The sequence below is a fragment of the Verrucomicrobiia bacterium genome, from assembly GCA_019634625.1.
In the GTDB taxonomy this organism is placed as follows: domain Bacteria; phylum Verrucomicrobiota; class Verrucomicrobiia; order Limisphaerales; family CAIMTB01; genus CAIMTB01.
Genome location: JAHCBA010000018.1, coordinates 100,203 through 121,201 on the forward strand (window position 1 = coordinate 100,203; position 20,999 = coordinate 121,201).

The 20,999-nt window shown below is 68.4% G+C and carries 10 protein-coding genes; 3 read left to right on the forward strand and 7 right to left on the reverse strand.

Annotation, left to right across the window (positions count from 1 at the left end; all coding sequences use genetic code 11):
* Positions 1–28: 28 nt before the first annotated feature.
* The 7 genes from KF833_12540 to KF833_12570 all read right to left on the reverse strand — a co-directional run bounded on the left by KF833_12540 (position 29) and on the right by KF833_12570 (position 13,602).
* Complete coding sequence (locus KF833_12540) at positions 29–1,123, reverse strand: hypothetical protein (protein ID MBX3746125.1); 1,095 nt, start codon at positions 1,121–1,123, stop codon at positions 29–31.
* A gap of 141 nt (positions 1,124–1,264) precedes the next feature.
* Positions 1,265–2,905 (reverse strand): DUF4038 domain-containing protein, encoded by a 1,641-nt coding sequence (locus tag KF833_12545; protein ID MBX3746126.1) that lies wholly within the window; start codon positions 2,903–2,905, stop codon positions 1,265–1,267.
* A 153-nt stretch (positions 2,906–3,058) separates the two neighbouring features.
* Positions 3,059–5,629, reverse strand: a complete 2,571-nt coding sequence (locus KF833_12550) for a DEAD/DEAH box helicase (GenBank protein ID MBX3746127.1) — start codon at positions 5,627–5,629, stop codon at positions 3,059–3,061.
* Positions 5,630–5,794: 165 nt separating this feature from the next.
* Positions 5,795–8,335: an insulinase family protein gene (locus tag KF833_12555; GenBank protein ID MBX3746128.1), complete on the reverse strand. Its 2,541-nt coding sequence runs from the start codon at positions 8,333–8,335 to the stop codon at positions 5,795–5,797.
* Between the two features lie 57 nt (positions 8,336–8,392).
* Positions 8,393–9,721: a trigger factor gene (tig, locus tag KF833_12560; protein MBX3746129.1), complete on the reverse strand. Its 1,329-nt coding sequence runs from the start codon at positions 9,719–9,721 to the stop codon at positions 8,393–8,395.
* Between the two features lie 107 nt (positions 9,722–9,828).
* Entirely contained in the window at positions 9,829–11,166 is a 1,338-nt protein-coding gene (locus KF833_12565) for an Nramp family divalent metal transporter (protein ID MBX3746130.1), read from the reverse strand.
* A 45-nt stretch (positions 11,167–11,211) separates the two neighbouring features.
* Positions 11,212–13,602, reverse strand: coding sequence for a response regulator (locus tag KF833_12570; GenBank protein MBX3746131.1), 2,391 nt, complete (start codon positions 13,600–13,602; stop codon positions 11,212–11,214).
* A gap of 331 nt (positions 13,603–13,933) precedes the next feature.
* Here KF833_12570 and KF833_12575 point away from each other — a divergent pair, with 331 nt between their 5' ends.
* The 3 genes from KF833_12575 to treS are packed head-to-tail and all read left to right on the forward strand — an operon-like array spanning position 13,934 to position 20,990.
* Positions 13,934–15,460 carry a mechanosensitive ion channel gene (locus KF833_12575; protein MBX3746132.1) on the forward strand — a complete coding sequence of 509 codons (1,527 nt, stop codon included), beginning with the start codon at positions 13,934–13,936 and terminating at the stop codon, positions 15,458–15,460.
* A gap of 47 nt (positions 15,461–15,507) precedes the next feature.
* Positions 15,508–17,589, forward strand: a complete 2,082-nt coding sequence (locus tag KF833_12580; protein MBX3746133.1) for an alpha-1,4-glucan--maltose-1-phosphate maltosyltransferase — start codon at positions 15,508–15,510, stop codon at positions 17,587–17,589.
* A gap of 29 nt (positions 17,590–17,618) precedes the next feature.
* Entirely contained in the window at positions 17,619–20,990 is a 3,372-nt protein-coding gene (treS, locus tag KF833_12585) for a maltose alpha-D-glucosyltransferase (protein ID MBX3746134.1), read from the forward strand.
* Positions 20,991–20,999: the final 9 nt, after the last annotated feature.

Here is a 20,999-nt window from a genome sequence, read left to right on the forward strand (position 1 = left end):
AAAAGGCGTCGTCCTGGAATCCGTGGAATCAAGGGAGGGAAGGGTGGGCGGTGATTTCCGCGAGGAGGCGGAAGAAGGCGCGTTTGCGGTCGGAGCGAATCTGCCAGTCCACGGGGATGCTTTGGAAGCCCTCGTTGAAGGACTCGCCGGGCTGGCGGAAGTCGAAGTAGCCCCAGGAGGCGTAGTGGCTGACGCAGGCGATGAGATTGTTGCCGGAATGGCCCCAGCCCTGATGTTCGTCGCGCCAGGGGCGGTCGTCCTCGTTGTTGACGACGGGCTGGCCGCGGTACCCGGGCATGGCGCGGACGGTGCGGATCATGTCGGCCATGCGCGCCGGATCGCGGACGCCGTTGCCGTGAAGCAGGATGTAGTCGGCGAGTCGCACGACATTCGGGCGGGGGATGGAACCGCCGTTGTAACTGACGCTGACGGGCAGGCGGTGGCCGAGGCGGGTGGAGCGTTCCTGGGCGAGCTGGATGAGTTCGTGGACCCGGGGGGCCTTGATGAGGTCGCGTTCGTAGGCGGCGTTGTCGCACTCGTTGGCGATCTCGATGAGGACATTGCGGTAGCCCCGGGCCACGACCCAGTCGATGGTGTTTTCGACGGCGCGCCGGACGGCCTCGTCGTCGTCGAGGCGCTGGTCCTGGCCGAAATAGAAGATGCCGAGCATGACGGCCATGCCGAGGTCGTCGGCCCGATCGAGGATCTTCTCCAGGCGGGCGAGGTAGTCGGGGCGGAGCGAGCCATCGGAGCGGATGGCGGAGTTGTGCCAGGGTTGGGCGCGCGAATAGCCTTCGGGGCTGCCGCCCTGGAGGTTGACGACGGCGCACAGGAGGCCGTGACGCCGCCATTCGGGCATGGCGGCGACGAACTCGCGAGTGTTGCGGTCGGGATCCCAGCGGCCGGTGTCCGGGTAGGCCCATCGCGAGACGGTGTCGGGATTGAGATCGTCGAAGATGCCCTGCACGAGGCGGGCGTTCATGAGGAGACCCTCGATCCGGTGACCGTGCCAGGTGCGGCCCTGGTAGGTTGGGCGGCCGTTGATGTGGAAGGCATCACCGACGAGGGTCACGACCGTCTGGCGTTCCGGAGGCGTGGCCGCCTGGGCCGGATTCGGGGACAGGAGGAAGGCCACGAGGGCCGCGGCGAACAACCCGGGTGTTGGGCGGTTCCGGCGGGTGGTTGAAGGCTGCGGATGGGGCTGCGGCGGGTGCGGCGAACGGGTTCGGTTCATGGGGGCGGCTTGAGGGAGGTTGGCGGGGGGTCAGTCGGCAAGAAAGACCAGGACGCGCGGTTCATTGGGCGAGCCGCTGTGGACCTGGGCGGTCGTCGTGTCGGGCAGGCGGTCGTGCCGGAGGACGAGGCCGGTGCGGGGATCGAACACGCGATAGGGGCGGGGCACGTCGAGGGAGAGGATGGCCGTGGAGCCGCCCTCGGGCAGGTAGAGCACGAAGAGCTTGCCGGGCACGGCCAGACCACGGCGGCCGTAGGTGTAGATCCAGTTCGGTTCCATGCCGGCCAGGGGCAGTCCCTCGAAGATCCTTGCCATGATGCCAGGGTAGAGGGAGCCCTCGAAGTCGAGCGCCTCGCGCCAGCCGGCGTCCGGGGCGGTGCACCAGTCGGCATGGTCGGGTTCCCTGGCGTGGAGGCGCCATTGCCAGAGGCTGGCCGCGCCATAGACCACGCCCATGGTGCCGCCGGCGGTGAGGTTGAGCCAGGCTTCGTGGCCCTGCCACCAGCCGGCGCCTCGGCCGGTGCGGCCGATGTTCTCATAGGTTGGTTCTCCGTTGGCGACGGCCTTGACCGGCAGGTTGCGCCACATGTCGGCGACGCGCTCGGGCACATGTTCGCCGTTGTGGCCGGTCTGGCACCATTGGAAGTCGAGCCAGTCCCGGTCCTGGTGAGTGCGGTTGAGGGCGTGAGGCGAGTAGTGGATGCCGACAGGCTGGCGGTAGGCATCCCAGTCCCGGGTGGTTCGACCGGCCAGATCGAGCTGTTCCAGAACATGCGGATGGGTGGCGGGTCCGTCGCCCCCCACGAGCCAGAGGGCAGGTCGGGCGCCGTAGCGGGCGACCAGGTATCGGCAATAGCGGGCGTAGTCCCCGGCGCTGACCACGTTGCCGGCGACCTGGCGGCCGTTCCATCCGTAGCCGTGGAAGACCGGTTGGTACACCGGAGCGATGCCGTGGGCCACAAGGATGGCGGCGAGTTCGTCGAACCTCCGGAAGTATTCCGGTCGCGGGCGTCTGAGGGTGCCTTCGGGGAGATCCTCGAACCCGACATCGAAGCCCAGGTCTTCGGTGCGCGATCGTGGGCCGGTGGCTTTCATGTCGGGTTGAACGGTCATCAGGAGGGCGGCGTTGAAACCCTTGGCGTGGCGGTCGCGGGCGTAGGTTTGTGCCTGGTCGGGCGTGGCCCTCCAGGGCAGGGCCCAGGGCGTATCCGCACACAGGAGTCGTGGGGTGCCGTCCGCGTGGAGGAGGTTCCGGCCGCCGGGCGGGATGCTCCAGAGGCCATGGCGCTCGAAGACGGTGGCATCGGATCCGGTGCGCCCGGCTGCGGCGAGCAACGTTCCGGTATGGCCGTGGAGACCGGGATCCTCAGGGGCGGACGCCGACCGCCAGTGCCAGGTGCCTTCGGAGTGGGTCGAGGCAAAGCGGACTCGGAAGGTGCGGGCGCCATCCCAGAACATCGGCCGCCGGATGCGGGCGCCGTCGTCGTGGGTGAAGTCCACCCAGGCCAGCACTTCGGTGTAGGGATTGGGGGTGTCGCGCGAGGCGGTGAAGGTGAGTTCGACCTCCTGCCATTGCGGGGCGGAGGTGGGGGCTTGTGCCAAGGTGGCGGGGCGGACCAGGAAGAGTACGCCGAGGAAAACCAGGAAGGAGGATGGGAATCGCGCGTTCATCCGTGACGTGGGACGGGTTGCGTTGGGTTCGATCCGATGTTGTTCCGGCGGGTTCACTTTGCCAATTCCGAGTGGCGGGCAAGTGGGTTGAGTTGGCGGAGCCCGACGAGCGGAAACGGCGTGCATAGGCACGGAAGTTGCGTCGATTGGCGTTCAGTGGCGGCGGAAGGAGAGGCGGTGATCGACGCGGCGCTTCTGGGCGTAGGTGAGGGGTGGGAGGTCGGTGAGGGTGGGGGACTCGGTTTCGCGGAGGATGCCCCGGGCCATGGCCTGGAAGGCGGTCCAGCGCGGCCAGTCGAGGGCGGGGGCGTGGGCGATCTGGCGGAGGAGACTGCGCCATTCGATGATGAGGCGGTCGATGTCGCCTTCGCCGCGGAGTTCGTCGGTGGCGGCGAGGCGTTTGCCGGGATGACGATGGGCTTGAAGGACGATGTCGTTGGCGCCGGAGCCGTAGCGGGGGGGGAGGCCGCTTTCGAGGTAGCCGGGGACATTGAGGAGTCCGTAGGCGCGCTGGGAGGCGGCGGGGAGGCGTCCGCCCCAGCGGGAGTCTTCGCCGGCGAAGCGGAAGCCGGCATCGAGATTGGCGAGGTCGTACACGAGTTCGTCGAGGGGATAGGAGTCGTCCTCGAGGGCGGCGGCGAGGGCGAGCCCGACGGTCTGGGGGAGGGCGGCGACGAGGCGGCCGCGGCGGGTGGGGACGCCGCGGGGATCGATGAGGGCGAGGCGGCGCCAGAGGGCGGCGGTGCCGGTGCCGGGGGCGAGCTGGCGGCAGGTGGGGGCGAGGGCGCAGACGGCGCAGTCGGCGTGGGGAACGTCGCGTTCGGGGGGGTGCCAGAGGGCGATGCCGTGGGAATCGACGGGGACGCGGAGGGGGAGGGCGGCGAGGCTGAGGTGGGCGACGAGGCGTTGCGGTTCGCGGACGAAGCGGACGGCGGGGGTGCGCTGGTCGGCGAGGCGCTGTTCGAGGAGGGGGCGGAGCCGGGATTCCCATTCCGCGAGGGTGGCGAGGCGACCGCGCCAGTCGGTGAGGCGGCGGATTCCCTTGACGAGCACCAGGCGTTCGCCGGTGAGGATGTCGGCGATTTTGATGGCGCGGCCGTAGAGGCGTCCGCGTTCGGTGTCCTGGAGCGTGACGATCCAGCCCTGCCCGAGTTTCTCGACGACGGCCTGGACCGAGAGGGCGGGGACGAGGCTGGGCGCGGCCGGGTCAGTGGTCCGGGCGGCGGATGGGGCAGGGGGCGGAGGCGAGGCAGGGGAGGGTGACGGGGGGCGAGGGTGGGCGGCACGGGTGGCGGGGGGCGAGGCGGGGGTTGGGGTGAAGACTTCTCCGGCGGCGACGGGGCGGAGGGCGGGGAGGGGTTCCCATGTGCCGCGGGAGCTGAGGAACTGGCGGGCGCGACTGCGGACGCGGCGGGCGCGTTCGGCGTCGGTGGCGAGGCCGCAGGGGGCATTGGGGAACTGGAGGCAGGTTTCGACGCCGAGATGGATGGGTTTGGAGGTGAAGAGGCGCTGCTGGACGCGGACGGCGGTTTCGAAGGGGTTTTCGCCGCGGTCGGCGGCGCCGGCCATGACACTGAGGAGGGCGCCCCAGTCCACGAGGCCGCAGCGGGACAACTGGCTGGGATGGGCGTCGCGGAGGCGGAGTTCGTTGCTGGAGACGAGGACGTAGCCGATGTCGTCGATCCCGCGTCGGCCGGCGCGACCGAACATCTGGAGGATTTCGTCGGGGCGGAGGGGTTGTTCGACGAAGTCGCGACGGTAGGAATCGCCGGCGAGGGCGACGCTGCGGAGGGAGAAGTTGATGCCGGCGGCGAGGCCCATGGTGGCGGCGACGACGCGGAGCTGACCGGCCTTGGCGAGGGGTTCGATGACGCCGGCGCGGGCGGCGTAGCTGAGTCCGCTGTGGTGATAGGCGACGCGCTGGGCGAGGAGTTTGGAGAGGGCTTCGCCGGCGAGGAGTTTTTGTTCGCGGGTGAGGGTGAGGGGATCGGGATTGGGGAGCTGGCGGGCGATGTCGCGGGCGAAGGTTTCGGCGGCCTGACGGCGGGGGGCGAAGACCAGGATGGGGCCGAGGCCCTCGGCGAGGGCCTTGGCGAGGAGCCGTGGCCAGTAGCCGCGGATGTCGGAGGGGAGGTGATACTGGAGGTTGGCGGCCCAGACTTCTTCGAGGGGGACGGGGCGTTCGTCGTGGCGGACGACGACGGCATCGCGGCCGAGGCGACGGAGCCAGGCGGCGACCTGCTGGGGGTTGTGGACGGAACCGCTGAGGAGGAGGAGCTGGGTGCGGGGCGGGGCGAGGGCGATGGCGATCTCGTAATTGAGGCCGCGATCGGGGTCGCCGATCATCTGGTATTCGTCGATGACGAGGAGGCGTGGGCCGTCGCCGCGGATGAGGCGGTTCTTCTGGGTTTCGAGGGTGGCGACGAGGATGGGGGCATCGAGGTTGTCGGCGAGGTCACCGGTGGCGATGCCGACGTTCCAGTTGCGGGCGCGCCACTCGGCGAGTTTGTCATTGGCGAGGGCTCGGGTGGGGACGGTGTAGATGGCCTGGGGCGGGCAGCGGCCTTCGTTGGACCAGAGTTCGAAGATGAGGGTTTTGCCGGCGCCGGTGGGGGCATGGACGACGACGTCCTTGCCGGCGCGGAGGGCGGCGACGGCCTCCTGCTGCCAGAGGTCCGGGAGGCGGATCCGGGCAAGTGCGAGAGCCGGAGCGGAGGGGTCGATGGACGCCGCGCGGTCGGACACGCGGGCAGGGTAGCGGGGTTGGGGCGGTTTGTCAGTTGGGGGAGCGAGTTCCGTGTCGATGCAGGATCCTCGCCTTGTTTTCAGCGACGGGAAGATCTCGTGACGCCGGCGTCTTCGGGAGGCCCGCGAGGCGTGGGGGCCTGGCTACGGGCGGACGATGGAGAGGACGAGGGCCTCGGGGTCGAGGTAGTGGCGGGCGACGCGGCGGACGTCGTCGAGGGTGACGGCCTCGTAGAGGGCGTCCTCGGAATCGCTGTGGGCGTGGCCGAGGCCGTAGAGTTCGTCGAGGGCGGCGGCCATGGCGCAGGTGCCGAGGTCCTGGCGGGCGATCTTTTTCTGACCGACGACCTTGGCCTTGGAGCGCTGGAGTTCGGTGTCGGTGAGGCCGTGGTCGCGGAGTTTGGCGATTTCGTTGCGGAACTCGGCGGTGACGAGGTCGGTTTTGGCGGGTTCGGTGCCGGCGTAGAAGGAGAAGAAGCCGGGGACGAGGCCGACGAAGTTCTGGGCGCCGACGTAGTAGGCGAGACCGAGTTCGTCGCGGATGCGGAGGAAGAGGCGGGAGCCGAGGTCGCTGCAGGCTTCCTGGACGAGTTCGAGGGCGTGGCGATCGGGATGGCGGAGGGTGGTGCCGCGGAAGCCCATGACGACGACGGCCTGTTTCTTATCGCGGACCTCCTCGACGCGTCTGGGCTGGCTGGGCGGGGGCGGATTGGGGAGGGGATCGAGTCCGGTGGGGGCGGCGGTCCAGTCGCGGAAGGTCCGTTCGACGGCGGCGCGGACCTCGGATGGATTGAGATCGCCGTAGAGGGCGAGGACGCAGTTGTTGGGGACGGCGAGGCGCCGATGGAAGGCGCGGATGGATTCGACGGAGAGACGTTCGACGGAGTTTTCGGTGCCGGTGGCGTCGAGGCCGTAGCCGGCGGGGCCGAAGAGGGCGCTGCGCATGGCGCGGCCGGCGAGCTGGAGGAGCTGGTCCTTCTGGGCCCGGATGCCGGCGAGCTGGAATTCGCGTTCGCGTTCGAGTTCGTCGGGTGGGAACGAGGGATGGAGGATGACGTCGGCGAGGAGGTCGAGGCCGAGGGAGAAATCGGACTGGAGGAGTTCGAGGGTGACACCGAAGCTGTTGTTGCCGGCGTAGCCATCGAGGCTGCCGCCGACGGATTCGATTTCGGTGGCGATTTCCTCGGCGGAGCGGGATTCGGTTCCTTTGAGGAGGAGTCGGGTCATGACGCCGGTGATCCCGTTGTTGTCGGGGGTTTCGGCGAGGACACCGCCCTGGAAGACGGCACGGAACTCGACGAACGGGAGGCGGTCGTCCTGTTTGAGGAGGAGGCGAAGTCCGTTGGGAAGTGTGACGCACTCGACGGCGGAGCGGCGGGTGGAGACGGTCCGGGTGGCGGCAGCGGGTCGGGAACCGGCGGGGAGGAGGGCGCAGACGGTGCGGTTGTCGGGGGCCAGGTAGGACTGGGCGACACGGCGGAGGTCTTCGCGGGTGGTACGGCGGACGGCGTCGAGGTAGCGGGCGGAGAAGCCGAGATCGCCGACGGTCAGCCAGCTCGAGCCGAGGTCCTGGGCCTGGCCCTGCATGGTTTTGCGGACGGCGAGGGTGGCGGCGGTGATCTGCTTGACCGCCTTGGCCCATTCGGCTTCGGAGACCGCGGCATCGCGGAGGCGCTCGATTTCGTCGCCGATGGCGAGGCAGGCATCGGGGAAGCGTTCGCCTTCGACGACGGCGCTGAATCCGAAGAGGCCGGGGCTGCCGGGGCTGTAGGTCCAGGCGTCCACGGCGTGGACCAGGCCGGATTTTTCGCGGACCTGGCGGTAGAGGCGGGAACTGCGACCGCCGCCGAGGATCACGCTGAGGACATCGAGGGCGGGGACATCGGCATGGCGGAGTTCCGGGATATGCCAGGAACCATGGAGGTAGCCGAGTTCGATGGGGGCTTCCTCGATGCGTTCGCGGGGGGCGGTCTGGCGGGGTTCGAGGGCGTGGGGGGTGGCGGGCAGGGGGCGGGCGCGGGCCCCGGCGAAGGCCTCGCCGAGGCGGGCCACGACGTCCTCGGCGCAGACATCTCCGACCACGACGAAGAAGAGGTTGTTGGGGGCGTACTTTTCGCGGTAGTAGGCGAAGACGTCGTCGCGGGAGAGGGTGTTGAAGATGTCGGGGAGGCCGATGATGGGATAGCGGTAGGGGCTCCGGGTGTAGGCGGTTTCGAAGAGCCGGCGGCTGGAGCGGCGGGACGGGTCATCGTGGCACATGTCCATTTCCCGGCGGATGACATCGAGTTCCTTGACCAGTTCCTCCTCGGGGAGGGTGGCGTGCTGCATGATGTCGCCGAGGATGTCGAGGGCGACGTGGGTGCCGGAGCTGGGGACATTGATCCAATAGACGGTGCGGTCGAACGAGGTGTAGGCGTTCATGCTGCCGCCGGCGTCATGGACCTCCTGGTCGATGCGGCCGGGGCCACGGGTCGAGGTGCCCTTGAAGAGCATGTGTTCGAGGACGTGGGAGAGGCCGGCACCGAGCCAGCGGCCTTCGTCGATGCTCCCGGCGCGGCACCAGGCCTGGGCGGAGACGACGGGGGCGCTGGCGTCTTCGAGGACGATGGCGACCAGGCCGTTGTCGAGGGTGGCGACCCGAGCGCCTGGGGCGCTGGAGGCGTGCGGGACGGCGGGCAACGACATGGCCTGGGGCGGCTTGGGAGCGGCGTGGGAGCGGCGTGGGAGCGGCCGTGGGGGGGATCAGGGAGCGGGGGCCGGCTGGGGCCGGGCCGGGACCTCGCTGATGAGGGCCTGGAGCTGGAGGTAGTCCAGGACCCGCGAGGTGAGGATCTGTTCGGAGAGACTGCTGAGGCGGCCGTCCTGCTGCATGGCGCGGAGGAGTTTTTCGGGGCGTTCGTTCTGGCGCTGGGCGATCATGGCGACGGCCTGGAGAACCTCCTCCTGTTTGATCCTGATGCCTTCGCGGTCGGCGATGCGATTCAGGATGAGGGCGGCCTTGACGCGGTCCTTGGCGCTGGTGTTGGCGGCGGCGAAGATTTCGTCCTTGTGCTCCTGAAGGTCCTGCTTGGTGAGGCCGCGACCCTGATTTCGGGAGACGATATCGCGGACGACGCTGCGGGTTTCATGTTCGACGATGCCGTCGGGGAGATCGCATTGGACCCGGCTGAGGAGGGTTTGGATGATCTGGTTGCGGATGGAGGTGACGCGTTTGTGTTTGAGTTCGTTTTCGAGGTCACCGCGGACGCCATCGAGGAGGGCGTCGAGGGTATCCACGCCGAACTGGGAGGCGAAGGCATCGGTGAGTTCGGGGAGGTGACGTTCCTTGACCTGGAGCAGTTCGACCTCGTACACGCCCTGTTTACCGGCCACGACGGGCACCACGAAATCGGCGGGGAAGGTGACGGTGACGGTGCGTTTCTCGCCGGCGGAAGCGCCGAGGAGCTGGTCGGTGAAGCCGGGGATGAAGTGGGCGGACTCCATTTTGAGCCAGAAATTCTTCTGTTCGGTGAGGCCGCGGGCGGTGGGGGAGTGGTCTGTGATCGGCTTGCCTTCGCAGGTGCCGGTGTAATGGACCACGACGTAGTCGCCGGAGGCGGCCGGGCGGGAGACATCCTGGAACTCGGCGCGTTGATCGCGGAGGGCAAGGAGGGCGCGTTCGATGTCCTGCGGGGTGACCTCACGGATTTCGACCTCGACGGGGATGCCCTTGTATTCGGGCAGGTCGAAGCGGGGTTCGGTTTCGAGGGTGACGGCGTAGGAGTAGGGCTGGCCGCGACCGAACTGGATTTCCTCGACCTCGGGCTGGCTGAGGGGCTGGATGTTATGTTCCTTGAGGGCGGCGTTGTAGCTGGCGGCGATGAGTTTGCGGCGGGCCTCGTGCTGGATGTCGCCGCCGAAGGCGCGGGCGATCATGTAGGCGGGAGCCTTGCCCGGGCGGAAGCCGGTGATGCGGGCTTTTTTCTGAATTTCGGCGGTGGCCTCATCGAAGGCCTTCTCCACGGAGGCGGCATCGACTTCGATCTTGATGAGCACCTTGCACGGCGCCAACTGCTCCACAGACACGTTCACGGAATAGATCCTTTCGTTCGGAACCCGCCGGAGGACCGGCAGAAGGTACCTTCCCGGAACGGGTCGGGCACCCTAGGAGGGAGGGGGGGACACGGTCAAGCACCCGGTCAGGGCCACCATTTGCGGGCCTGATCGAAGGCCTGGTAGAGGCCGACGACGGCCATGAGGGAGGCGGAGATCCAGAGGCAGGAGATCCAGGGACCGCGGGGACGGAGGGCGGGGTCGGTGCGGCGGTAGAGGAGATAGAGGGTGCTGCCGGCGAGGAGGGGAAGCATGAGGGCCTGGGCGAGGGCGCCGACCAGCACGAGACTGACGGGAGCGCCGACGGTGAGATAGAGGACAAAATAGACGATGGGCAGGGCGAGGCAGGTGAGCTGGACGACGCGGCGCTGCTGGGGTTCGGTACGGGCGCGGATGAGGCGGAGGAGGCGGAGCAGGTCGGCCATGAGGCGGCCGTTGGAGGCGGTGGCGATGAAGACCGTGGAGTAGAGCACGATGAGGGCGCCGGCGAGGTAGCCCCAGAAGCCGATCGCGCCGAACGTCTCGCGGTACATTTCGGAGAGGCTGGCCATCAGATCGCGGTCGGTGACCTGGGTGCCGCGGGCGTGGAGGACGGCGGCGCCGAGGAGGTAGAAGGCGACGGTGGCGAGGGTGTAGATGACCATCGAGACCCAGGCATCGAGGTTCATGACGCGGATCCATCCGCGGGCGCGTTCCTTCCAGGCGTCGGAGCCGTCGTCGGGGCCGACGAAGGCGGCGTAGCCTTTTTCGAGGCACCAGTAGGGGTAGTAGATGAGTTCGGAGGCGCCGACGCCGATGATGCCGAAGGCGGCGAAGGCGATGGTGAAGGAGGCGGGCAATTCGAAGCGGAGACCGCCGGCGAGCTGGTTCCACTGGAGGGCGTAGGGGGTCCAGGCGAGGGCCACCACGGCTGCGACGGTGAAGATGGTGAAGGCGGCGACCATGACGGCGGAGAAGCGTTCGATCATCCGGTAGTGGCCGACGGCGAGGAGGACGGCGGTGACGGCGCAGACGGCTCCGACCCAGGTGGCATCGGAGAGGCCGGCGCTCCAGCCGGCGAGGCGGAGGGCGCCGACGATACCGCCGACCATGCCGGCGACCTGGAAGAAGGTGGCGACGAACATGAGCATCCAGAACCAGACCAGCCAGGACACGATCCAGCGCGGACCGGGGATGGAATCGAGGGTTTGGAGGGTGGTGCGGCCGTGGCTGACGGCATAGCGGCCGAACTCGACCTGGAGGAAGACCTTGATGAGGCAGCCGAGGATGATGAACCAGAGGAGGGTGAAGCCGATTTCGGCGCCGAGCTTGGTGGTGACGATGAGTTCCCCGGAGCCGACGATGGCCGCCGAGACGATCAGTCCGGGACCCAGATGACGCAGGGCGCCACGAAGGTCCTGGGGCGGAGGGCGGACCAGGGACATGGGGGCGCACCGTAGGGAGGCCGGGGCGGGAGGGTCAAGGAGGCGTCAGGCGATGGCGAGGGCGGAGCGGCCGGGGAAGAGGCGGGCCTTGGCGCGGTCGAGGGCTTCCTCGAGGTGTTCGAGGCGGGTGGGTTTGGCGACGTAGTCGTCCATGCCGGCGGCGAGGCACTGTTCGCGGTCGCCCTGCATGGCGTTGGCGGTCATGGCGATGATGCAGAGGCGGGCGGAATCGTGGCCGAGGCGGCGGAGGCGTCGGGTGGTCTCGTAGCCGTCGAGTTCGGGCATGAGACAGTCCATGAGGATGACGTTGTAGGCGACGGACTGGATGGCCTCGAGGGCTTCGGAGCCATTGGCGACGGTGTCGGCGGAGTAACCGAGGCAGGCGAGTTGCCGGACGGTGACCTTCTGGTTCACGAGATTGTCTTCGGCGACGAGGATGCGGAGGGCGGCGCGGTTGGGAGGCTGCGGGTCGCAGCTTGGGGGGGCGGGGAGTCCGTGGACGGGGGAGGCGGGGTGGGCGGACCGGGGGATGGACTGGGGGGCGAGGGCATTGGCGACGGCGCAGTGGAGTTGCGAGGCGCGGACGGGTTTGCCGACGCGGGCATGGACACCGGCCTGGCGGAGGGTGTCGGGCGCAATGCGGTGGGAACGTGGGGCGAGGAGAAGGATGGGGAGCCCGTTGAAGCGCGGATCGGCGTGGAGGGAGCGGGCGAGTTCGAGGCCGTCGGGGCCGGGGAGATGGAGGTCGATGAGGGCGATGTCGAAGGGGTCCCGGGCCTGGAGGGCTTCTTCGAGGTGGCGGCGGGCTTCGTCGGCACTGGCGGCCCAACCGCCGGTGCGCAGGCCCCAGGAGGTGGCGAGGTAATCGAGGATGGCGCCGCTGGCGGCATTGTCGTCCACGATGAGGGCACGGCGGCCGGCGACCGGTCGAAGGGTGGGAGCGACCTGGGGGGCGGGGGACTGGGCGGCGCGGAGGAGGACGGTGAAGGTGAAGGTGGAGCCGCGCCCGGGGGCGCTTTCGACCTCGATGGTACCGTCCATCATTTCGACGAGGCGTCGGGAGATGGCGAGGCCGAGGCCGGTGCCGCCGACGTGGCGGGAGGTGGCGGCGTCGGCCTGGACGAACGGCTGGAAGAGGCGTGTCTGGGCTTCGGGAGGGATGCCAATGCCGGTGTCACGGACGCTGATGCGGAGGCGGGCGGCGAGATCGTTGAGTTCGACACAGCCGACGGTGAGGATGACCTCGCCGGAGGGGGTGAACTTGACGGCGTTGGCGACGAGGTTGAGGAGGATTTGCCGGAGGCGGCCGGGGTCACCGCGGAGTCGGGCGGGGACATCGGATTCGACGAGTCCGGCGAGTTCGAGGCCCTTGGACTGGGCGGTTTCGGCGAGGACATCGAGGACGCCCTCGACCACTTCGGGGAGGTCGAAGTCACGCTCTTCGAAGTCCAGTTTGCCGGCCTCGATCTTGGAGAAGTCGAGGATGTCGTTGATGATGGTAAGGAGGGCTTCGCCGCTGACGCGGACGGTTTGGGCGAACTCCTTTTGTTCGGTGTTGAGGGGGGTTTCGAGGAGGAGATTGGACATGCCGATGATGGCGTTCATCGGGGTCCGGATCTCGTGACTCATGGCGGCGAGGAACTGGCTTTTGGCGTGGTCGGCGGACTCGGCCTCGGTGCGGGCGCGGCGGGCCTCCTCCTCGGCGCGGCGCCGGTGGAGGACCTCGGCCTTGAGGGCGGCGGTACGTTCCTCGACGCGGGCTTCGAGTTCGTCGTGGGCGCACTGGAGGGCGAGCTGGGCTTCGAGGCGTTCGGTGATATCGACGGCGAAGACGATGACGCCGATGACGCGGCCGGAGGGGTCGCGGTAGGGGATTTTGTCGGTACGAACCCAGCGTTCCCCGCCGCCGGCGACGGGGAAGGACTCGATGATGCCGAGTTTGGGGCGGCCGGAGCGGATGACCTCGATATCGTCGCGGTGGAACTGCTGGGCGCGGATCGGGTCGATTTCGGAGGCGTGATGGCCTTCGATGGCCTCGCGGGCGCGGCCGAGGAGTTCGGCTCCGGCGCGATTGATGCGGAGGTGGCGGTTCTGGTCGTCCTTGAAGAGGACGAGGGCGGGGACGGCATCGAAGAGGGTGGCGTACTCCTCGCTCTGTTTGGTCAGGGACGCGATCTGGCGGGTGTGCTGGGTCAGGCGACGCCGCAGGGCGGCGTTGCCGCGGATCATGAGAAGGGCGATCCCGAGGGCGAGGAGGACGGCGGTAAAGGCGAGGGGGTCCACGCCGAAATCGAGGGCCTGGGACAGGGAGGGGAGGGCGGGGGGCGGTTCGGCGGCAGCCGTCTCCGGGGCGGCGGTGGCAGCGGCAGCGCGTCCGGACGTGGCGTGAAGCCACATTGGAAGGGCGAGCAAGGCGCGCGGCAAGATGGCATTCATCGATCGGGAAGGGTGGTTCCCGGGTCCAGGGGCGGCGGATTCCGTCGGGACAACCCGCGGGCCGGGACCCTGGATGGGGGCCGCACGGCGACCGGAGGTCCGTCGTTCCCGTTCCATTATCGACTCTGAAACGGGCCTTCTTGAGCACCGAAATGGGGTGGGAGGGGAACTTTTCCGGCATTGAGTATGGAGCGACGGGGTGACGTGGCTAAAATGGCGGGGTCCGGAGCGGTGAAATCGACCTTCGTGAGTGTGAGAGGGCGGGCCGGGCGCCGCAGGGTCTGCGGGAGGAAGAAAGGCGGAAAGAACCAGGAATGGGATACGAGAAGGCATGAACCACGCGGATTGGAGCGAGCGATTGAACGAACTGGGGATGCGACTCGAGCCGCATGTGGGCGGATGGGTGCATTGGGAGACGATATTGGGGATCACCTGGCTGCAACTGGCCCTGAGCGGTGCGGTGCTGGGGATCGTGGCGGTGGCGTGGCATCTGGTCTGTCCGTGGCTGAAGCGGCGGGTGGGGCGTCCGCCCGAGGAGGCGGCCGGTGAGGCTGCGTTGGATCCCGGTGCGGCGCGGCGTCAGGTGGCGAAGTGGCGGGTGTGGCGGGAGGTTCTCGAGGCGGCGTTGCCGCCCTTGACCTTGTGGGTGTGGATCTGGGGCGGGACGGCGGCGGGATCGATCCTGTTTCTGCATTGGGACAGCGAGGAAAGTCCATCGCTGGTGCTTGGGGCACTGGCGTGGGTGCGCGAGGTGGGGACGTTTGGGACGGTGCTGTGGCTGCTGATCCGGATGGTGGACGTGGTGGGGCGGCAGTTGAAGCGGTGGTCGGCGCGGACGGGGCGGCGTTGGGACGACGTGATTGGGACGCTGGTGACGCAGGGGTTGCGGCTGGTGCTGCCGCTGGTCGGGGTGATTCTGGTGCTGCCGACGCTGAGCATTCCGGAGGCGGCGCAGGAATTGTTTCAGAGGGGATCGAGCCTGCTGCTGATCGGGGCGATCGGGTATGTGGTGTACCGGCTGGTCCGGGCGGCGGAGACGGCGGTGCTGGCGCAGTACCGGATCGACGTGAAGGACAACCTGGCGGCGCGGAAGATCTTCACCCAGGTCCAGGTGCTGCGGAAGCTGGCGGTGGTGGTGATCGTGGTTTTGACGGCGGGGTCGATGCTGATGGTGTTCGAGCCGGTGCGGCAACTGGGGGCCAGCATCCTGGCGTCGGCCGGGGTGCTGGGGATCGTGGTGGGCTTTGCGGCGCAGCGGAGCATCGCCACGGTGGTGGCGGGATTTCAGATCGCGATGACCCAGCCGATCCGGGTGGACGACGTGGTGATTGTCGAGAACGAGTGGGGCCGGATCGAGGAGATCACACTGACGTACGTGGTGGTGCGGATCTGGGATCTGCGGCGGCTGGTGGTTCCGATCGGGTATTTCATCGAACGACCGTTTCAGAACTGGACCCGCGTTTCGGCCGACATCCTGGGATCGGTGTTCCTGCATGTGGACTACACGATGCCGGTGGACGAGCTGCGGCCGGAGGTGGGGCGGATTGTGAAGAGCTGCGAGGACTGGGACGGGAAGTTCTGGAACCTGCAGGTGACGGAGGCCACGGAGCGGACGGTGCAATTGCGGGTGCTGGCGACCTCGGAGGACGCCTCGAGGGCATGGAATCTGCGGTGTGAGATCCGCGAGAAGCTGCTGGCATTGATCCAGCGGAAGTACCCGGGCGCCCTGCCGAAGGTGCGTGCCGAGCTGCCGCTGCCGACCGGGCCGGGGATTGCGGGGGGGGCTGGGGGCGCGACCGGCATGACGGTGTCCGCGGGACCGGGGGGCGGGGAGGGGAAAGGATTTCAAACCACATGAAGAAGCCAACGAACACCCCATCGGGGGCGGCCGCCGTGTCGCCCGGAATGCCCCGGGGCGGGGCCGGGAGGAACGGAAGATCCGGGAAGGAGGAGGCGGGCGCCGTCGGGGTTGGGAGGGCGGGCCCGGTTCCCCAGGAGGACGGGCGGTGCCGGGTCTGGATCGAGGGGGTGAGCCCTGAACTGGACGCCGGGCGGTACGCGATCAAGCGGGTGGTGGGGGAACGGGTCGAGGTGGAGGCGGACATTTTTGCGGACGGGCACGATGTGCTGGCGGCGGTGCTGCGGTACCGGCCTGGGGCGGCGGGGGAATGGCAGGAGGAGCGGATGACGGCGTTGGGGAACGACCGGTGGCGGGCGGCGTTCGAGGTGACGGAGCCCGGGGTGGCGGAATACACGCTGGAGGCGTGGGTGGACGCCTTCGAGACATGGCGGCACGACACGGAGAAGAAGCGGAAGGCCGGGCAGGAAGTGTCGGTGGAACTGCTGGCCGGGGCGGCGCTGATGGAGGCGGCGTCGGGCCGGGCCGGGGGCCGGGAGGGGCGATGGCTGAAGGAGGAGGCGGCGGCGGTGCGGGGCGACGGGACCGGCGGGGCGGTTGAGGCAAGGGCGGAGCGGGCCATGGGAGCGGACCTGGCGGAGGCGATGGCGCGGCACCCGGACCGGCGCCTGGCAACGCGGTACGGCCGGGTGCTGCGGGTGACGGTCGATCCGGTGCTGGCGCGGTTCGGGGCCTGGTACGAGATGTTTCCGAGGTCGTGTCCGGGGAGGCAGGGGCCGCACGGGACCTTCCGCGACGTCGAGGCCGTGCTGCCGCGGATCGCGGACATGGGATTCCAGGTGCTGTACCTGCCGCCGATCCATCCGATCGGGCGGGCCTTTCGGAAGGGGCGGAACAACCGGACGGAATGCGAACCCGGGGAGCCGGGGAGTCCCTGGGGGATCGGGGGTGCGGAAGGGGGGCACACGGCGATCCACCCGGAGTTGGGGACGCTGGAGGATTTCCGGCGGCTGGTGGGGAGGGCGCGCGCGTTGGGGATCGAGCTGGCGCTGGACGTGGCCTTCCAGTGTTCGCCGGACCATCCGTGGGTGCGGGAGCATCCGGGATGGTTTCGGAAGCGGCCGGACGGGACGATCCAGTATGCCGAGAATCCGCCGAAGAAGTACCAGGACATCTATCCGATCGATTTCGAGACGGAGGACTGGCGGGGGTTATGGGAGGGGCTTCGGGGCGTGTTCCTGTACTGGCTCGGGCAGGGGGTGACGGTATTCCGGGTGGACAACCCGCACACCAAGGCGCTGGCGTTCTGGGAATGGGCGATTGGGACGATCAAGGCGGTCCATCCGGAGGCGATCTTTCTGTCCGAGGCGTTCACGCGGCCCAAGCTGATGTATGCCCTGGCGAAGCTGGGGTTCACGCAGTCGTACAACTACTTTCCGTGGCGCAACGCCAAGGACGAGCTGACGGAGTATTTCACGGAGCTGACCTCGTCGCCGGTGCGGGAGTTTTTCCGGCCGAACCTGTGGCCGAACACGCCGGACATCCTGACGCAGTATCTGCAGGCCGGGGGGAGGCCGGCCTTCATGACGCGGCTGGTGCTGGCGGCGACGCTGGGGGCCAGTTACGGGATTTACGGACCCGCTTTTGAGTTGTGCGAGAACCGCCCGCGCAGTGCGGGGAGCGAGGAGTACCTGAATTCCGAGAAGTACGAGATCCGGAACTGGAACTGGGACGCCCCTGGGAACCTGACGGAACTGATCCGGTCGGTGAACCGGATCCGGCGGGAGAACCCGGCGTTATGGGCCAACGAGGGGTTGCGGTTTCACCGGACCGACAACCCGCAACTGATCGCGTACTCGAAGGCGACGGCGTCGTTGGACAACATCCTGCTGGTGGTGGTGAACCTGGACCCGCACCATGTGCAGAGCGGCTGGCTGGAACTGCCCCTGGACGATCTGGGGATCGACCGGAGCGGGAACTTCCAGGTGCACGACCTGTTGACCGACGCCCGGTACCCATGGCACGGAGCGCGCAATTACATCGAGCTGAACCCGCAGTTGCTGCCGGCGCACATCTTCCGCCTGCGCAGCCATCTTCGCAGCGAGCGGGATTTCGACACCTACCAATGAGCAACCCCTGTTAATCCGGAGACCGCACCATGGCGACCACACGACGGACCGCGACGGCCCCCCGCGACGGACTCGACCGCGACCCGCACTGGTACAAGTCGGGGGTGATCTACGAGGTGCACGTGCGTGCCTTCTGCGATTCGGATGGCAACGGGGTGGGGGATTTCAGGGGGTTGACCAGCAAACTGGACTATCTGCGGGACCTGGGGATCACGGCGTTGTGGCTGCTGCCCTTTTATCCGTCGCCGCTGCGGGACGACGGGTATGACATCGCGGACTATTTCAGCGTGCACCCGAACTACGGGACGCTGGCCGACTTCAGGGTGTTCCTGAAGGAGGCGCATCGGCGCGGGCTGCGGGTGATCACCGAGCTGGTGCTGAACCACACCTCGGACCGGCATCCGTGGTTTCAGCGGGCGCGACGGGCGAAGCCGGGGAGCCGCTGGCGGGAGTTCTATGTCTGGAGCGACACCCCGGACCGGTACAAGGATGCGCGGATCATCTTCAAGGATGTGGAGGTCTCGAACTGGAGCTGGGACCATGTGGCGGAGGCCTACTACTGGCACCGCTTCTTCTCGCATCAGCCCGACCTGAACTACGACAACCCGGAAGTGTTCGAGGAGATGATCCGGGTGCTGGACTTCTGGCTGGATCTCGGGGTGGACGGCGTGCGTTTGGACGCCGTGCCGTACCTGTTCGAGCGGGAGGGGACGAGCTGCGAGAACCTGCCCGAGACGCACGAGGCCCTGAAGCGGTTGAGGGCCCATGTGGACCGGAAGTACGGGGACCGCATGCTGCTGGGGGAGGCGAACCAGTGGCCCGAGGACGCCGTGGCCTACTTCGGGGGGGGACGGGGTGATGAATGCCACATGGCGTTTCATTTTCCCTTGATGCCGCGGCTGTTCATGGCGCTCCGGATGGAGGACCGGACGCCCATCGTGGACATTCTGGAGCAGACCCCGGCGATTCCGGAGACGGCGCAGTGGGCGTTGTTCTTGCGCAACCACGACGAGCTGACGCTCGAGATGGTGACCGACGAGGAGCGCGACTACATGTACCGGATGTACGCCCACGTGCAGATGGCGCGGCTGAATCTGGGGATCCGCCGGCGACTGGCGCCGCTGCTGGGCAACGACCGGAAGCGCATCGAGCTGCTCAACGCCCTGCTGTTTTCGCTGCCGGGAACGCCGGTGTTGTACTACGGCGACGAGATCGGGCTGGGGGAGAACATCTTTCTCGGGGACCGCAACGGGGTGCGGACGCCCATGCAGTGGAGTTCGGACAAGAATGCGGGGTTTTCGCGGGGCAACCCGCAGAGCCTGTATCTGCCGATCATCTACGATCCGGAGTATCACTACGAGGCGGTCAACGTGGAGGCGCAGCTGGGCAACCCGCATTCGCTGTTGTGGTGGATGCGGCGTCTGCTGGCGCTGCGGAAGCGCTGGCGGGCCCTGGGCGAGGGGCGTTGCGAGTTTCTGCAGCCTGAGAACCGGCGGATCCTCAGCTTCCTGCTACGCCACGGGAACGAGACGCTGCTGGTGGTGGCGAACCTTTCGCGGTTTGTGCAGCCGGTCGAACTCGATCTGGCGGCCCATCGCAACACCGTTCCGGTGGAGCTTTTCGGGCGCAACGCGTTTCCCCCGATCGAGGACCGGCCGTATTTCCTGACGCTCGGGCCTCATGCGTTCTACTGGTTTTCCCTCGAACCGCGGTCGGCCAACGGGGAGGGCGAGCGGGCGGCGCATGGACCCGGGGCGCGGGGATTCACCGTCGGCAAGTCCTGGAGGGAACTGCTGTCCGGGCGGGGCCGGACGGCGCTGGAGGCGGCGCTGCCCGATTTTCTGCGGGGCCAGCGCTGGTTCGGCGCCAAGGCACGGACCATCAAGCAGGTGTCCCTGACGGCCTCGGTGCCGCTGGGCGGAGGGGATGACGCCCCGCACCTGGTCCTGGCGCGGGTGGATTACGTGCAGGGCGATCCCGAGGTGTATCTGCTGCCGCTGGCGTTCGTGGCGGGCGGGCAGGCGGGGCCGCTGCTGGAGCGCTGGCCGCGCCTGGTGCTGGGCGAGGTGCAAGGGGCGGACGGAACGCGCGGCTGGCTGGTGGATGCGGGGGTTGGGTCGGAACTGGGTCGGGCCCTGATCGAGGCCATCCGGAACCGCCGCCATGTGCGGGGGGAGGGGGGGGAACTGGAGGGCAGCCGGACCGGGGTGTTGCGACGGCTGCTGGGCGAGGGGCCGGCTCCCGAGCCGAGTCCCTTGCGGGCGGAGCAGAGCAACACCTCGATGGTGTACGGGGACAAGCTGATCCTGAAGGTGTTTCGCCGGCTGGAGGCGGGGACCAATCCGGACCTGGAGATCGGGCGGTTTCTGGCGCAGCGCGGGTTTGCGCACACGCCGGAACTGGCCGGGGCCCTCGAATGGGCGGGTCCGGGCGGGGCCCGCATGACCTTGGGGATTCTGCACGGGCTGGTGGCCAACGCGAAGGACGCCTGGGAACTGACCCTGGACTCGTTGGGGCGTTTCTACGAACGGGTGGGCCCGCTGGATGCGCAGGGGCAGACCGCCCCGGCGCTGGGGTCGGACCCTCTGCGCTGGACCGCGGGCACCTGGCCGGCGGGCGTGCCGGAGACGGTGGGCACCTACATCGAGTCGGCGCGCATGCTGGGTGAGCGCACGGCGGCGCTACACCTGGCGCTGTCGGCGGACACCGAGGAGGAACCCGCCTTCGCCCCGGAACCCTTCACGCCGCACTACCTTCGGGGCGTGTTCCAGTCGATGCGCAACCAGGCGATGGTCAGCCTGCGGTTGCTGCGCCGGCAGATCCGTCAGTTGCCGGAGGACGTCGTTGCGCTGGCCGAGGAGGTGCTGGGTTTGGAGGGGGCGATCGTGGAGCGGTTCCGTCCGGTGTTCGAGCGGCGGATTGTGGCATGGCGGACGCGGATCCACGGGGACTACCATCTCGGGCAGGTGTTGTGGACCGGGAAGGACTTCGTGATTTTCGATTTCGAGGGGGAACCGGCGCTGGCCCTGGGCGAACGGATTCTGAAGCGCTCGCCGCTGCGGGACGTGGCGGGGATGCTGCGGTCGTTCGAGTACGCGGCCCATGCGGCGTTGCGGCAGCATGTGGAGCGCGGGAGTCTCGAGGTGGAACGGGTCGGGCGTTTCGAGCCCTGGGCGCGGATGTGGCAGACGGCGGTGGGCGGGACCTATCTGGGGGCGTACTTCGGGGCCATGAGCGGCAGTTCGGTGCTGCCGGGGTCGGAGGAGGACCGCCGCGCGATGCTCGAGGCCTACGTGCTGGACAAGGCGTTGTACGAGCTTGGGTACGAGTTGAACCATCGCCCGGACTGGGTGCGGATTCCGCTGTCGGGGATTCGGCGTCTGGTGGTGGAAACGCGTTGAAGGGCGGCG

What these genes read in the sequence shown, in the direction of transcription:
- KF833_12580 (MBX3746133.1), top strand. Translation starts at nt 15,508, where the DNA reads ATGCCCCGGGGCGGGGCCGGGAGGAACGGAAGATCCGGGAAGGAGGAG.
- KF833_12565 (MBX3746130.1), bottom strand. Translation starts at nt 11,166, where the DNA reads ATGTCCCTGGTCCGCCCTCCGCCCCAGGACCTTCGTGGCGCCCTGCGT.
- KF833_12570 (MBX3746131.1), bottom strand. Translation starts at nt 13,602, where the DNA reads ATGAATGCCATCTTGCCGCGCGCCTTGCTCGCCCTTCCAATGTGGCTT.
- KF833_12555 (MBX3746128.1), bottom strand. Translation starts at nt 8,335, where the DNA reads ATGTCGTTGCCCGCCGTCCCGCACGCCTCCAGCGCCCCAGGCGCTCGG.
- KF833_12575 (MBX3746132.1), top strand. Translation starts at nt 13,934, where the DNA reads ATGAACCACGCGGATTGGAGCGAGCGATTGAACGAACTGGGGATGCGA.
- KF833_12545 (MBX3746126.1), bottom strand. Translation starts at nt 2,905, where the DNA reads ATGAACGCGCGATTCCCATCCTCCTTCCTGGTTTTCCTCGGCGTACTC.
- treS (MBX3746134.1), top strand. Translation starts at nt 17,619, where the DNA reads ATGGCGACCACACGACGGACCGCGACGGCCCCCCGCGACGGACTCGAC.